Annotated in this window: 13 protein-coding genes; 11 read left to right on the top strand and 2 right to left on the bottom strand. The window is 38.7% G+C overall.

The annotated features are described in order from the left end of the window. Positions 1-3 precede the first annotated feature (3 nt). From QUF86_RS20805 to QUF86_RS20785, 5 genes are all read left to right on the top strand, one after another. Positions 4-1,242 carry an exo-beta-N-acetylmuramidase NamZ family protein gene (locus QUF86_RS20805; RefSeq protein ID WP_483313930.1) on the top strand — a complete coding sequence of 413 codons (1,239 nt, stop codon included), beginning with the start codon at positions 4-6 and terminating at the stop codon, positions 1,240-1,242. 192 nt (positions 1,243-1,434) lie between these two features. Continuing rightward, complete coding sequence (gene nagE, locus QUF86_RS20800) at positions 1,435-2,910, top strand: N-acetylglucosamine-specific PTS transporter subunit IIBC (RefSeq protein ID WP_289335493.1); 1,476 nt, start codon at positions 1,435-1,437, stop codon at positions 2,908-2,910. A gap of 473 nt (positions 2,911-3,383) precedes the next feature. Beyond that, on the top strand, positions 3,384-3,815 hold the full coding sequence (locus QUF86_RS20795; protein ID WP_289316601.1) for a DUF1801 domain-containing protein: 432 nt from the start codon (positions 3,384-3,386) through the stop codon (positions 3,813-3,815). A 39-nt stretch (positions 3,816-3,854) separates the two neighbouring features. Further along, positions 3,855-4,898: an oxidoreductase gene (locus QUF86_RS20790; RefSeq protein ID WP_289335492.1), complete on the top strand. Its 1,044-nt coding sequence runs from the start codon at positions 3,855-3,857 to the stop codon at positions 4,896-4,898. Positions 4,899-5,057: 159 nt separating this feature from the next. Next, the gene (locus QUF86_RS20785) at positions 5,058-5,357 is read left to right on the top strand and encodes a hypothetical protein (protein ID WP_289335491.1); all 300 of its coding nucleotides are present in this window, start codon (positions 5,058-5,060) and stop codon (positions 5,355-5,357) included. Positions 5,358-5,438: 81 nt separating this feature from the next. Here QUF86_RS20785 and QUF86_RS20780 read toward each other — a convergent pair whose 3' ends face one another. After that, positions 5,439-6,626, bottom strand: a complete 1,188-nt coding sequence (locus tag QUF86_RS20780; protein ID WP_289316599.1) for an MFS transporter — start codon at positions 6,624-6,626, stop codon at positions 5,439-5,441. 122 nt (positions 6,627-6,748) lie between these two features. Between QUF86_RS20780 and QUF86_RS20775 the strand changes: the two genes are divergently transcribed. Continuing rightward, a complete protein-coding gene (locus QUF86_RS20775; protein WP_289316598.1) occupies positions 6,749-7,195 on the top strand; it encodes a MarR family winged helix-turn-helix transcriptional regulator in 447 nt (148 codons plus the stop codon). Between the two features lie 808 nt (positions 7,196-8,003). Next, a complete protein-coding gene (locus tag QUF86_RS20770; protein ID WP_289316597.1) occupies positions 8,004-8,357 on the top strand; it encodes a GNAT family N-acetyltransferase in 354 nt (117 codons plus the stop codon). Between the two features lie 341 nt (positions 8,358-8,698). On the opposite strand, the gene QUF86_RS20765 is transcribed toward QUF86_RS20770, so the two are convergent. Next, a complete protein-coding gene (locus tag QUF86_RS20765; RefSeq protein ID WP_289335490.1) occupies positions 8,699-9,019 on the bottom strand; it encodes a hypothetical protein in 321 nt (106 codons plus the stop codon). Positions 9,020-9,991: 972 nt separating this feature from the next. On the opposite strand from QUF86_RS20765, the gene QUF86_RS20760 reads away from it, so the two are divergent. The 4 genes from QUF86_RS20760 to QUF86_RS20745 are packed head-to-tail and all read left to right on the top strand — an operon-like array spanning position 9,992 to position 13,940. Beyond that, entirely contained in the window at positions 9,992-11,095 is a 1,104-nt protein-coding gene (locus QUF86_RS20760) for an amidohydrolase/deacetylase family metallohydrolase (RefSeq protein ID WP_289335488.1), read from the top strand. Then, on the top strand, positions 11,073-12,182 hold the full coding sequence (locus QUF86_RS20755) for a DgaE family pyridoxal phosphate-dependent ammonia lyase (protein ID WP_289335487.1): 1,110 nt from the start codon (positions 11,073-11,075) through the stop codon (positions 12,180-12,182). The genes QUF86_RS20760 and QUF86_RS20755 overlap by 23 nt, the downstream gene beginning before the upstream one ends. Beyond that, positions 12,179-12,934: a 2-dehydro-3-deoxy-phosphogluconate aldolase gene (gene dagF / locus QUF86_RS20750; RefSeq protein ID WP_289335485.1), complete on the top strand. Its 756-nt coding sequence runs from the start codon at positions 12,179-12,181 to the stop codon at positions 12,932-12,934. The genes QUF86_RS20755 and dagF overlap by 4 nt, the downstream gene beginning before the upstream one ends. Next, complete coding sequence (locus tag QUF86_RS20745; RefSeq protein WP_289335484.1) at positions 12,927-13,940, top strand: sugar kinase; 1,014 nt, start codon at positions 12,927-12,929, stop codon at positions 13,938-13,940. Before dagF ends, QUF86_RS20745 begins: the two co-directional genes overlap by 8 nt. The last annotated feature ends 10 nt before the right edge of the window (positions 13,941-13,950 follow it).

Below are 13,950 nucleotides of genomic sequence, written 5' to 3'. Positions count from 1 at the left end.
AATTTGAAAAGAATGATTATCTTATTTACCATTTGCATGCTTTCTTTCGGCATCGTTTCCTCAAAAAGTGTAACCGCTGTTAAAGAGAAGAAAAAACAAAAAGTCAATCCCGGTATTGAAGTCCTTTTAAAAGAAGAAAAGGACGTGTTAAGCGGAAAGAAAGTCGGTTTGATCACGAATCCAACTGGCATCGATTCTAAATTAACCAGCATCGTAGATTTACTTCATGATGATCCGGATATTAATTTGACAGCGTTATTCGGTCCTGAACATGGAGTCCGAGGAGATGCGCAAGCAGGTGCAAGCGTTGAATATTATATTGATGAAAAAACAGGGTTGCCCGTTTATAGCTTATATGGCAAAACGAAAAAACCGACGCCCGAAATGTTAAAAGATGTTGAGGTCCTTGTCTTTGATATCCAAGATGTCGGAACACGCTATTACACGTATATCTACACGATGGCTTATGCAATGGAAGCAGCCAAAGAAAATGATATCCCCTTCATCGTGCTGGACCGGCCGAACCCACAAGGCGGGGAGTCGGTAGATGGACCGGTGCTTGAACCTGAATTCTCATCGTTTGTTGGTTTGTACCCAATACCGCTTAAGCATGGGATGACTGTTGGGGAACTCGCGACTTTGTTCAATAAGGAATTTAAAATTGGTGCAGATCTAAAGGTCATCAAGATGAAAGGCTGGAAGCGAGATATGGATTATGACGATACTGGGCTTCCTTTTGTCTTGCCGTCACCGAATATGCCGACAGTCTCCACTACATTCGTATATCCGGCTACAGGCTTGATCGAGGGAACGAATGTCTCGGAAGGCAGAGGAACGACTAAACCATTCGAGTTGATTGGTGCTCCTTATATAAACGGTGATGAGCTTGCTGGGAAATTAAATGCTCTTCGTTTACCTGGTGTAAAATTCAGGGCAGCCTCTTTTACACCTATGTTTTCAAAGCATGCAGGTAAACTTAGCCACGGAGTGGAAATTTATATAACGGATAGAGAGGAATTCAAGTCTGTCCCTACTGGACTTCACATCATCAAGACCATTCAGGACCTATATCCTGGTGATTTCGAATTCCTTGCAGCCAACAATTTCAATTTATTGATTGGAAATGGCTGGATAAGGTCCAGAATTGAAGAAGGTTCTTCAGTAAATGAAATTATGAAAGAATATCAAGAAAAGCAAGATGCTTTTAAAAAGGTTCGCAAAAATTACTTACTCTATAAATAAGTGGTGAAAAAGGATAAGTCCATTTGGACTTTTCTTTTTTTTATGAACATTAGAAGGAGGAGTAAATCGCTAAGACTTTTTTCCTGAATATAGTCAATTTATTAATGAAATGAGGTTCTAAAATGGAAGGAACCGTTGTCTAATAGAATATGGGGTTTGCCCTAAATCAGCAATTGTAAGGAGGAAAGCGGAATGAAAAAATATCTTCAAAAAATTGGACGTTCCTTGATGCTGCCAGTAGCCGTATTACCGGCAGCCGCCATTTTAATGGGGATCGGTTATTGGATAGACCCAGCAGGATGGGGAGCGGAAAGTCCGTTAGCGGCTTTCTTAATCAAAGCAGGGTCTTCCATCATTGACAATATGGCTATCTTGTTTGCTGTTGGAGTGGCGTTGGGGATGTCGAAAGGAAAAGATGGAGCCGCCGCTTTGAGCGGGCTGGTAGCCTATCTAGTCGTAACGACATTGCTTTCCACGGACTCGGTAGCGATGCTGCAGGGAATTGATGTAAAAGATGTAAACCCAGCATTTGAGAAAATAGAAAATGCATTTGTCGGAATCCTCTCGGGTCTTATAGCGGCAGCTATGTTTAATCGGTTCAGTAAGGTCGAACTGCCGGATGCATTCGCTTTCTTTAGCGGTAAACGCCTTGTCCCAATCCTTACGGCGGTTGCCATGTTACTGGTTTCTCTTATATTATTCTTCGTTTGGCCACTCATCTACTCCTGGTTAGTAATATTTGGGGAAGGAATAAGTGAATTAGGTGCTGCTGGAGCAGGACTCTATGGATTCTTCAATCGGCTTTTGATACCAACAGGTTTACATCATGCGTTAAACTCCGTATTCTGGTTTGATGTAATAGGACTTAACGATATCGGTAAATTCTGGGCTGGAACGGGAATAAAAGGAACCACGGGTATGTATCAAGCCGGATTCTTTCCCGTCATGATGTTCGGTTTACCGGCTGCGGCTCTTGCCATGTACCATACGGCAAAATCACGGAAGAAAAAACAAGTGGCTTCATTAATGCTTGCAGCCGGTTTCGCTTCATTTTTCACAGGCGTCACTGAACCGTTGGAATTTGCTTTCATGTTTGTTGCACCAGCCCTTTTTGTTGTGCATGCCTTATTAACTGGAATCTCGTTAGCTATTGCTGCGACTTTCCAATGGACAGCAGGGTTCGGTTTTAGTGCAGGATTCATTGACTTTGTTTTAAGTTCAAGATTGCCAATGGCAAATGAACCTTATATGCTACTTCTTCAAGGACTGGCTTTTGCTGTCATCTACTATTTCTTATTCCGATTCTTGATAACAAGGTTCAATTTAATGACTCCCGGCAGGGAAGATGATACAGAAGGTGAGCTTGATGGTGAAGGAGTGATTGCGGAGGCGGACAATAGTCAACGCGGGAATAATGAGAGTAAATTCTTTAGGATGGCTTCTGTTATTTATGAGGGATTAGGCGGAGACGCCAACGTAACATCTGTAGATAACTGCGTTACCCGATTAAGGGTTGAGGTGGAGAATATGGGAGCTGTCGATCAAAATAAAATCAAATCAACAGGGGTTGCAGGAATCAATATCGTGGGTCCCCAAAGCATTCAAGTCATCGTAGGGACACAGGTACAATTCATAGCAGATGAAATTGAAAAGATCCGACGGCAATAGGTCGGGATAAACTGCATATTGACTTCCAATTCCCCCTTTAATACAACTGTTTGCTTAATGTAAATGGGATGGATACACTAACTCTACGATTAGTTTTAAGTTTCCTTATCATTCTGATCGTAGAGATTTTTATGATAACGTACTGTTTCATAGGTACCAATCAATCGATGTGAATTAAATCAATTCCTAATATTAGATTTATCTTATTAATCTCTGCTTATAAATTAGAATAAAACGAATCAATGTTCTATAATATATAAGGGTATTGAATAAAGGATTTGCAATGAAGCTTGGAGAATTACTAAATGAAGCTCGTCCGCATTCATTTGAATAGTAAGGATTTCATCGATAATGTAGGCTGTAGCTGTATACATAAAGACAACCGCAAAGAACACGATCGTATAGGGTACTTCGTTTTGAGCAAAGGATATCTTTGAATTTTTCTACCTTTTAGTATAGGAGAGGTTCCGATCATGTATAAACAAAAAACCAAAGAAACTGACAGTAGTGTCATTGAGTTCATTGAGAACGTCGATAATCCTAAAAAGCGTGAAGATGCATATCAATTATTGGATGTTTTTGCCAAGACGACAGGTTATGAGGCAAAGATGTGGGGACCGAGCATCATTGGATTCGGTATCTATCATTATAAATATGAATCTGGTCACGAAGGCGACGCGCCTCTGGTTGGCTTTTCACCCCGAAAAGCAAAAATCAGTTTATATTTTTCTCCGGGTGACAAAAAAAGGGAAGAATTGTTACAGGCATTTGGAAAACATACTTCTGGAAAAGGGTGTGTGTACATTAATAAAGTGGCAGATATCGAAATTGATGTTTTGAAAGAATTGATTAATCAGTCTGTCAAGTTTTTGAGAGAAAAGTATCCGAACAATGAAGTGAAATAAAGCGTGTTTCAGAGAAAAGAAAGCGAGAGGGAACCGAAAATGAGAAAAATTAAAGTGGGTTTAGTTGGGTATGGATTATCGGGCGCTACATTTCACGCGCCATTACTAAGTGTTTTAGGGAAATTTCAAATAGTGAAAGTTGTCAGCTCCCAAAAGGAAAAAGTCCTAAAAGATTTGAAGGATGTGGAAGTGGTAGGCAGCTTGGAGGAAATTCTTGAAGACTCGTCAATCGATTTGGCCGTTATTACGACACCGAGTGGTTTACATTATGAAATGGCCAAGCAAAGCTTGTTAGCCGGGAAGCATGTCATCCTTGAAAAGCCGATGGTAGTGGAAGCCTGGGAGGCAGAGGAGCTCATTAAGATTGCAGAGGAAAAGAATCTGCTCTTAAGTGTCTATCATAACAGGAGATGGGATAATGACTTTTTGACGGTGAAAAAACTTATGGATGATGGAGTGCTTGGGGAAATCAATACATACCAAGTCCATTATGATCGGTTCAGGCCGATGGTCAGGGATAGATGGAGGGAAAAACCAGGCCCGGGGTCAGGTATCCTATTTGATCTAGGTTCACATCTCATCGATCAAGCCTTGCATTTGTTTGGGGTGCCGCAGTTCGTTTGGGCAGATGTATTTTCGCAAAAAGAAAATGCAGAAACTGATGATTATTTCCATGTGATATTAGGATATGAAAAGCTGAGAGTTATATTGCATTCAGGCTCAATCGTCCCGTCTAATGGACCGCGTTTTCAGGTTCATGGAAGTAAAGGATCATTTATAAAGTCCGGTAATGATTGCCAAGAGGCTGATCTAAGTGATGGTAAAAAACCGATTGATGACTCTTGGGGTGCAGATGCTCCTGAATTTTATGGTAAGCTGGTTACGGTTGAAGGAGAAAACGAGACACATGAAACCATTGAAACACTGCATGGTTCTTATTTAACGTATTACCAGGCAGTTGCCGATAGTATATTGAGCGGAAAAAAAGCTCCAGTCACTGCCCAAGAGGGACTATCCGTCATTAAAATCATTGATGCGGCTTTTGAAAGCAGTAAATTGAAGAAAGCCGTTTATATTAAATGAAATTAATTTTCCCCTTATAACAATTTGAAATGAGAAGAACTATTAGCGGCTTTAACCTCTTTCAAGAGGAAAAAGGCCGCTTTTTATTATAGTCAAATGTATGATTTCCTGGTTTATTAGGGAAATCATTAACTTAAGGAACATATGAAGCATTTACTCGTGAATTTGGAGCAAATACTCGTGAATTCGAGCCATTTACTCGTGAATTTGGAGCAAATACTCGTGAATTCGAGCCATTTACTCGTGAATTTGGAGCAAATACTCGTGAATTCGAGCCATTTACTCGTGAATTTGGAGCAAATACTCGTGAATTCGAGCCATTTACTCGTGAATTTGGAGCAAATACTCGTGAAATTCGTACATTTACTCGTGAATTCGAAGCAAATACTTGTGAATTCGAACGTATTACTCGTGATTAAACTGAATGAAGGATCACGATTACAAGAGGAAAGGATATAAAAATCCTAATGAAAAACCCCAAATAGCGCTGCTACTCGGGGTTTTCATCATGCTATAAAACTTGAAATGCCTTTTTGAGTTCTAGGATAATGCCTTTGCATGAAGAGATCGTTTTTGCCAAGCCATGGTAATCATCAAAGTAATGATTAAGAGGAAAAGGCCCAACATGAACGGATAGGTGATGTGGACATCATACATCATTCCAGCAAGTGTGGGTCCAAGCACATTTCCGATGCTCATATACGCATTATTCATACCCATTGCAAATCCCTGCTGATTCCCTGCCATTTTGGAAATCAGTGTGTTAAGAACTGGCCGTAAAATGGAAGTGGAAAGGAAGATAATAAGTGAGATTAAAAAGAAAATCAGGTAACTTGAAGCAAAAAGTGATAGAAGGAAACCTATGGCTGCAACACTGATAAAGATATTCAGCACATTCACTTCCCCAAAACGCCGAACAATCCGGTCGACGACAAACAATTGTACGATTACACTGACGATACCTGTTGCTGTAACCATGACGGCGATGTCCTTAGGACTTGAGTTGAATTGATTATCAAGATAAAGTCCAATTACAGACTCATATGCCATTAATCCAAAGCTCATTACAAGAGTAATGATGAGTGGAATGAAATAGGGCATTTTCACGGATAAGGCAATCTTCCGAACCATTGTTTCAGTTTCTGCATCCATGGATTGAGTAACTTGTGCCGTTTCGCTTTCTTTTAATACAAAAATCGAAAATACCACTGCTGATAGGGAGACCAGTGCAGAAATCAAAAAGGGAAACTTCAGGCCAAAGTCAGCTAAAAACCCTCCAATTCCTGGACCGACTACAATTCCTAGGGACATAGCGGCAGATACTAAACTATTGCCTTTAGCACGTTGATCAAATGTGGTGATGTCAGCTACATAAGCAAATATTGCGGGTATAAGCAAAGCGGCTCCAATCCCACCGATGATACGCGACGCATACAATAACCAAATGGAATTGACTGCATAAAAAATAAACATGGATAATGTCAAACCGACCAATCCATAAATAATCATTTTTCTGCGCCCGAATTGGTCAGTCCATTTTCCGGCAATTGGCGAAAAGATAAGTTGTGCACCTGCGAAAATGGCGATCATTAGGCCAGCGGCGGTTCCGCCTTGATTAATGGAGGCCAGGTATGCTGGTAAAATGGGAATGATGATACCGAAACTTCCTATTGCTATAAACATATTGATCATGAGGATTATGATCTTTTTACGTTGCTCTGCTGACATGGACAGCCTCTCTCTCTCTTTAAAAATCAATAACCATTTTAATTCGTATGGTTAATTTTTTGATACGTTAATTATGTTATAGTTTTAGATAGATAGTTGTCAATAAGAAAGGATTGTCAAACATGCATTCAAGTGAATTGTATAATTTACATATAGAGATTAAAGAACTAAGCAGCCTCTCACAGGAAATGGTGGAACCGTTATTAGTTAAATACGATTTAACTTCTGTACAGTACCGTGCATTGCAATTAATAGTCTTAAATGAATCCATAGCTGTTAAAAATGTTTCGAATCATTTGAAGATTAAACCTGCAGCAGGAACTGCGCTAATTGACCGGCTTGAACGGAAGGATTTGATCGAAAGGGTACACAGCAAGGATGATCGGCGGGTCGTTTTTATCCAATCAACTGAAAGTGGAAAGGAAACCTACCATTCCATCAATAAGTGTTTCGCCAAAATCTTTCGTGATTTTTATAGCGTCTTAAATGAAGAGGAAACGGAAAGGCTTAAACAAATCGTTGGGAAACTGACCGAACATGTGTCGTCACGTATAGATAATAAAATATAGTCTTCTTGGAGGGGAGGGGTTCCCTTATATATAGAAAGAAAAAGCACTATATTGATTTTCACGCTGGCCATTTTTATATATTTGAGCAATGAATTCCACTATAACTTCATTGTTTTTAGGTGATTATTTATCAGAATGATTAACTAATCATAAATGTTCCTAAACCTTATTTCATTGTGTTCCTTAAATGCCCAACGATGTAATCTGTTCACCACATACACATTTCCCGTAGTCTAATTTCAGCAAATTCAATAATTCTTAAAATGATGTCAGAAATCCATTAAAGAAGATATGATGATGGGAAATTGAATATGTATCAAAAGATTAAGATGTTTTTTTATGGGAAATGCAAATGGTTCATGAGAAATTGTAAAATGATACACTCAAACAAACTGGTGTGTAGTTCTATAAGAAGATAAAAAGGTCGATTCCTTATCGTAGAGGAAATCGACTTTTTAGGTTGGAATTCTCTTAGCGGATAAACTTTCAGAAAAGGGATTTTAGGAATTAGTTGGTATATTTCCTTTGAAATGGCACGATTCATGCATATTATTTTTACATATATATCTAACAATTATTTATGGAGGAGGAAAAGAATAGGAAACTGATAGAAGAACAATTATTGAAAAACATTTATTTGAGTACCTTATCATGTTCTATGTAATTTAGGTTTAATTTCTCAACATTGGATACCTTTAGCCCCTTGTTTATAAAACATATTGGCTGGGTTTAAATGTAAGAAAATTAATCCCGATTTATATGGGCAAGGTAATGCAATTAAACTTGAAAAAGTTAGGAGATTATTAGTATGAAAATACCAGTGGAAAATATAGTAGAGTTAACTGTAGAACATCAATTCTTACAGGCTTACCCTATATTGAGTCAGTTACGAACTGATTTGACTTTAAAGGAATATCTACAATTATTAAATGATATGCGTAAGGAGGGTAAACAGCTATTTGCTTTATATCATGATACAAGCATCGTAGCTTTAGCGGGTATTAGCTGGCGTGAAGATTTATATAATGAACGCTATGTGTTTGTACAAGATTTGGTTACTGATGTAAATCATCGTCCTAGTGGCCTTGGATATAATCTGCTTAGTTATATACATAATTGGGCAAAAGAAAATGGTGCTGAATATATTTCGTTGGAATCGTGAATTCGGCGCGTTTTTTAGGGAGCTGTACCTATTAGGTGCAGCCTTTTTTTCGTACAAAACAAGTTAAAGGGATCCTAATGAAAAATGAAATGATTCAGGAAGAATAATATGCACCTATTCAAAGGGGAGGTGCCCTGCTGGAATTAATAATTGAAATAATTCTATGAATAAATGCATAAATTGCCAATATACGCATAATTTTGACTGAACCTTTATTTAATTGTACCGAATTACCTAATAAATTTAATGATTTATTTTTTTGTAATACTTTATATATTTTAATTTTAAGAGCAATTACTTAGGTAGGCTAATCTCAGTCTGAATACTGGCAGGTAGATTAATCAACGAGGGCTTCTAAATGAAAGATTCGATTTAGTGTAATAAATATAAGTTATTTTTGATAAACTTGGTTTTTTACCACTAGCATAGACTGATACGTGGTAAGCGTGTTTTCCGGAATGATATGCTGCAATTAAATTATTTGGACTGCCAGCGAGTGCGGATGCCAGTGCAGTAGCTACTCCTGCTGGTGCTGTTGGACCACCTGCAAACACAAGAGTACTTACGATGCTTAACCATGTTGTTCCCTTTTGATAAGCCTTTACCATCTTTCCTAATTGGGCATTTGTTAGTTTAGCTTGATGAGCAATAGGTTTGCTCATTTCAATAATGCTAGCAGTTGGTTGTATTTGTATAAAATCTTCACTAATTAAATTGACTTCTACGATTGGTTTACTGCTGTTGATGAAGGTGTTAATTCAATTTTCTCTTCTGCGAATGCATTAGGAACATTAGAGACCACCAATAAACTTTTTATTAGTATTGAATTTTATCTTATTTTTTTCTTTTTATTCAAAAATATGATTAATCCAATTATGGCTATAAATAAAATTAATATGTCTATGTTGTTAATAGAAAATACTTTTTGATCAGCTATAATTACTGAAAACATCCTTATAATTAAACCTATACAAGTAGAGATAAGTACAATTTTCACTGATTTAAATTTTATTTCCTTTATTTCCATATTTATTTTGACCTCCCTTATATATAGTTATATAGTATCGAATTATATCTAATATTCAAAAAATTCAAAGAGATTGTTATTAAATGAAGAAAAAGTCCTTATTTTTAATAATGTATTTAGAATAAAATGTTGCAATGCTCTCTATATCCTAAAGTATCTAGAGGTTATCTTTATTTAGTAGGGTAACCGACTGGAATGCTATTTTTGTATTCCCATAGGACCTTTTTTAAAAATTTAGGATTTTGGAACATCTGTTACATCAATTGTCTTTTTGTATAAATCCGTGAAAAAATAAAAGGTGGGAAGAAAAACAGATTGTTTTTCTTCCCACCTTTTATTTCATTGGACAGTCCCGTAATTGTTTAAAAGACCCCCAAACTAGATCACACTATAAGGAACAAATTAACAATAATGACAAAAGAAGAATAATAAATGATTTATGTATTCTGTAAATTCAAATCAAACATTATAACGTTATATTGATTAGTTCAACAAAATATGATAATCTATTTTTGTAAAGAGAAATGAAATGAATTCTCACACAATTCAGTGTAACCGTATACAAAGTCCTTGCAATCGATAGGATGTACCGAAAAGGATGAGAGAAATGACAGATACGTTAGTTCTGAAGAATGTAAAGATGTTAGAGGGATATGCAGCTGATATCATACTGGAAAATGGGATGATTAAAGAAATCGCACTTCCCGGAACTGCAATAGGAGATAAGGTAATAGATTATGATCAAAAAGTATTTGTTTCCAGCGGATGGATCGATATGCATGTACATGCTTTCCCGGAATTCGATCCTTATGGTGATGATGTTGATGAGATTGGATACAAAACGGGTGTAACAACGGTCATTGATGCGGGAAGCACGGGGGCAGATAGGATATCTGATTTGGTTAGCAGTTGTGAAAATTCCAAAACGAATGTTTTCGCCTTTCTGAATATTTCGCGGATTGGATTGAAAAGGATTGATGAGTTATCGGATATTTCATGGCTGGACGAAGGGGAAATCAGGAAGGCAATTTCCAAGTACGGGGATTTTGTCGTTGGACTTAAAGCGAGAATAAGTAAAAGTGTGGTTGGTCCAAATGGTATCGAACCATTGAAAATCGCTCGGAAGTTCTCGGCTGAAACTGATTTACCATTAATGGTTCATATCGGTTCAGGGCCGCCTGATATTAAGGAAGTCCTTGATTTACTTGAGGAAAAGGACATTATTACACATTTCTTAAATGGTAAAGCGAATAATTTATTTGATGAAAGAGAAGAGCCACTGCCTGAGTTCAGTAAGGCGATTGAACGTGGAGTTCATTTGGATGTAGGTCATGGAACGGCAAGCTTTTCTTTTAAAACGGCAGAAACGGCGAAAAAGCGGGGAATCCGCTTCAATACGATCAGTACGGATATCTATCGGAAAAACAGAGAGAATGGCCCAGTTTTTAATATGGCACATGTGCTTACAAAATTTTTGTATCTGGGCTATCCATTAAAAGAAGTAATAGATGCCGTCACGGTCAATGCAGCATCATGGTTGCATAAACCAGAGCTAGGCAGGATTTCAGCTGGGGATATTGCTAACTTAACCTTATTCTCAATTGAGGATGAGCCGACGCTTTTATTGGATTCCGATGACGAAAAAAGAATGGCAGAAAAAAGAGTTGTCGTAAAAGGAGTGGTTATAAATGGAGAGTACATTGAATGCTAAATACGGTTTGAAAAGAGTCATCAATGCAAGCGGAAGAATGAGCATATTGGGGGTTTCTGCTCCAACGGATACAGTGATGGACGCGATGAAAAAAGGTGGACAAAATTATGTTGAAATTTCTGATTTAGTGGATAAGTCAGGCCAGCATATAGCGAATTTGCTTCAGTCTGAAGCAGCTGTCGTCGTAAACTCGGCATCAAGTGGTATCGCCCTTTCAGTAGCGGCGATCGTTACTGAAGGAAACAGAAGAAAAAGCGAAAGGCTTCATCAAGAACCGATTAAAAAGAATGAAATCATCATGTTGAAGGGCCATAACGTTCAGTATGGTGCACCGGTTGAAACCATGATTTACCTGGGTGGCGGAAAATTGGTTGAAGTTGGTTATGCAAACGAAGGGAAAGCGGAACATATTGAGGATGCCATTAATGAAAATACTTCCGCCATTTTATACGTGAAATCACATCATGCCGTTCAGAAAAATATGATATCTGTCGAAGAAGCATGGGAAGTGGCCAAAACGAATAATATCCCTCTGATTGTCGATGCAGCAGCGGAGGAAGACTTGGAGAAATATGTACAATTTGCCGACTTGGCGATTTATAGTGGATCAAAAGCCATTGAAGGACCGACATCCGGTATCGTAGCTGGCAGAAAAAAATATATCGAATGGTTAAAGGTTCAATTGCACTGTATAGGAAGGAGCATGAAGGTCGGTAAAGAAACTACTTTTGGGCTGCTTCAGGCATTGGATGAGTATTTTGTCAAAACGGATAATAGTGAAAAAGAAAAAGCTAGTTTACAAGTTCTCGCTTCACTTGACTCCATTGATGGCGTAAAAGTAACGATTGTTCAGGATGAAGCGGGTCGTGCCATATATAGGGCACGTATTTCCATTGATCATTTGATTACGGAAACAACGGCGAAGGAAGTGAACGAGCAGCTCAGAAATGGGGATATAGCCATTTATACACGTGATTATGGGATACGGCAAGGCTTTTTCGATATAGATCCACGTCCATTGCAAGGTGATGATATAAACGTCATTGAAGCTCAATTAAGAACCATTTTAGGAGGAAAACAAGGATGACAAACATAAACAAACGGTTATTGAATGATCGTGTAGCCTTAAATGTACTAGCAAATAGTGTAGAAAATGCAGTGGAAGTCTTTGAAGCAGCGGAAGGCCATGTTTTGGTTGGTGTACTCTCAAAGGATTATCCAACTGTGGAAGCTGGTGTTACAGCAATGAAAGAATACGGGGAATCCATTGATGAGGCCGTTTCTATAGGATTGGGCGCGGGCGATAATAGACAGGCAGCAGTTGTCGCAGAAATTGCAAAATACTATCCAGGCAGTCATATTAATCAGGTTTTTCCGGCTGTAGGTGCTACAAGGGCCAATTTAGGTGAGAAGGATAGCTGGATAAATTCACTTGTTTCTCCAACGGGGAAAGTCGGTTATGTGAATATTTCCACTGGTCCTGTAAGTGCAGGTGCAAGTGAAACGGCCATTGTGCCTATCAAAGCTGCCATTGCGCTGGTTCGCGATATGGGAGGAAATGCATTGAAATACTTCCCGATGAAAGGCCTGAAGCATGAAGATGAGTATCGTGCTGTGGCAAAAGCTTGTGGTGAAGAGGGATTTGCTTTGGAACCAACAGGCGGAATCGATTTAAATAATTTCGAGACCATACTGGAAATCGCATTGGAAGCAAAAGTGCCTAAAGTCATTCCCCATGTCTATTCTTCCATCATCGATGAAGAAACTGGAAAAACGAATGGGGAGGATGTACGGAAATTATTAGCCATAACAAAAAAATTGGTTGAAAAACATGCCTAAAAGGATTGTGGCATTCGGGGAAGTAATGATGCGTTTGCAGGTACCAGGGTATGAATTGCTATCACAGGCTAACACTCTGCAATACTCCTTTTCAGGCACGGGGGTAAACGTTGCTTCTGCGATGACCAAGCTTGGACATGATGGATATCTTGTTACAAAATTACCGGATAACCCCCTTGGGGATTCAGCGGTTTCAGCTTTGCAGCGCTTAGGAATTGGACGGAACTTCATCTCTAGAGGTGGAAAATACTTGGGGATGTATTTTTTGGAAAATGGTTTTGGACAGCGGGCGAGCCGTGTCACATATTCCAATCGACTGGAAAGCAGTTTTAATACAGCATACTCTTCCGATTATGATATGGATATGATTTCGGAAAATGTGGATATCATCCATTTTTGCGGAATCACGCTTGCCATGGCGGAAAATGTACGGGAAAGTATGAAGGTGCTGGCTAGAAAAGTCAAAGAAAAAGGCGGTACAGTTTGTTTCGATTGCAATTACCGCCCCTCTTTATGGGAGGGTGGTTACGCTGACGCAAAGCCTCATTATGAAGAAATGCTTTCTTTGGCTGATATCGTCATGATGAATGAAAAAGACGCCCTATATATTTTAGGAATGAAGTCAGAAGGCTCCACAAGGGAAGGGCAGCTTGTTGAGTTGATCCCAGAAGTAGCAGAGGCATTCAATATTCAATCGATAGCGGGGACACATCGTTCGATCAACAGCGATAATACCCATACGTTGAGGGGATATATATATAAGGAAGGAACATTTTACTTTTCCGATATTCTATCATTTTCCGTATATGATAGAATAGGTTCAGGAGATGCCTATACCAGCGGAATCTTACATGGTGAATTACTGGGATATTCCCCTGAAAAGACAGTTCGGTTTGCGGCTGTATCAGGAATGCTGGCATGTACTGTCGTTGGAGATACTCCTTTGGCAACCGAAAAGGAGATACTCTCGGCGATGGAAGGTAAAATGGAAGATATTAAGAGATAAAAGGCAGGAG

This window comes from Peribacillus sp. NJ11, assembly GCF_030348405.1.
In the GTDB taxonomy this organism is placed as follows: domain Bacteria; phylum Bacillota; class Bacilli; order Bacillales; family DSM-1321; genus Peribacillus.
The sequence above is the reverse complement of the archived record's forward strand: the minus strand, read 5'-3'. Positions and strand labels throughout refer to the sequence as shown.

Bases quoted from the DNA above. Each gene is read 5' to 3' on its own strand.
- QUF86_RS20745 (WP_289335484.1), top strand. From the start codon at position 12,927: ATGCCTAAAAGGATTGTGGCATTCGGGGAAGTAATGATGCGTTTGCAG.
- QUF86_RS20755 (WP_289335487.1), top strand. From the start codon at position 11,073: ATGGAGAGTACATTGAATGCTAAATACGGTTTGAAAAGAGTCATCAAT.
- QUF86_RS20770 (WP_289316597.1), top strand. From the start codon at position 8,004: ATGAAAATACCAGTGGAAAATATAGTAGAGTTAACTGTAGAACATCAA.
- QUF86_RS20765 (WP_289335490.1), bottom strand. From the start codon at position 9,019: ATGAGCAAACCTATTGCTCATCAAGCTAAACTAACAAATGCCCAATTA.
- QUF86_RS20795 (WP_289316601.1), top strand. From the start codon at position 3,384: ATGTATAAACAAAAAACCAAAGAAACTGACAGTAGTGTCATTGAGTTC.
- QUF86_RS20775 (WP_289316598.1), top strand. From the start codon at position 6,749: ATGCATTCAAGTGAATTGTATAATTTACATATAGAGATTAAAGAACTA.
- nagE (WP_289335493.1), top strand. From the start codon at position 1,435: ATGAAAAAATATCTTCAAAAAATTGGACGTTCCTTGATGCTGCCAGTA.
- QUF86_RS20780 (WP_289316599.1), bottom strand. From the start codon at position 6,626: ATGTCAGCAGAGCAACGTAAAAAGATCATAATCCTCATGATCAATATG.
- QUF86_RS20790 (WP_289335492.1), top strand. From the start codon at position 3,855: ATGAGAAAAATTAAAGTGGGTTTAGTTGGGTATGGATTATCGGGCGCT.
- dagF (WP_289335485.1), top strand. From the start codon at position 12,179: ATGACAAACATAAACAAACGGTTATTGAATGATCGTGTAGCCTTAAAT.
- QUF86_RS20760 (WP_289335488.1), top strand. From the start codon at position 9,992: ATGACAGATACGTTAGTTCTGAAGAATGTAAAGATGTTAGAGGGATAT.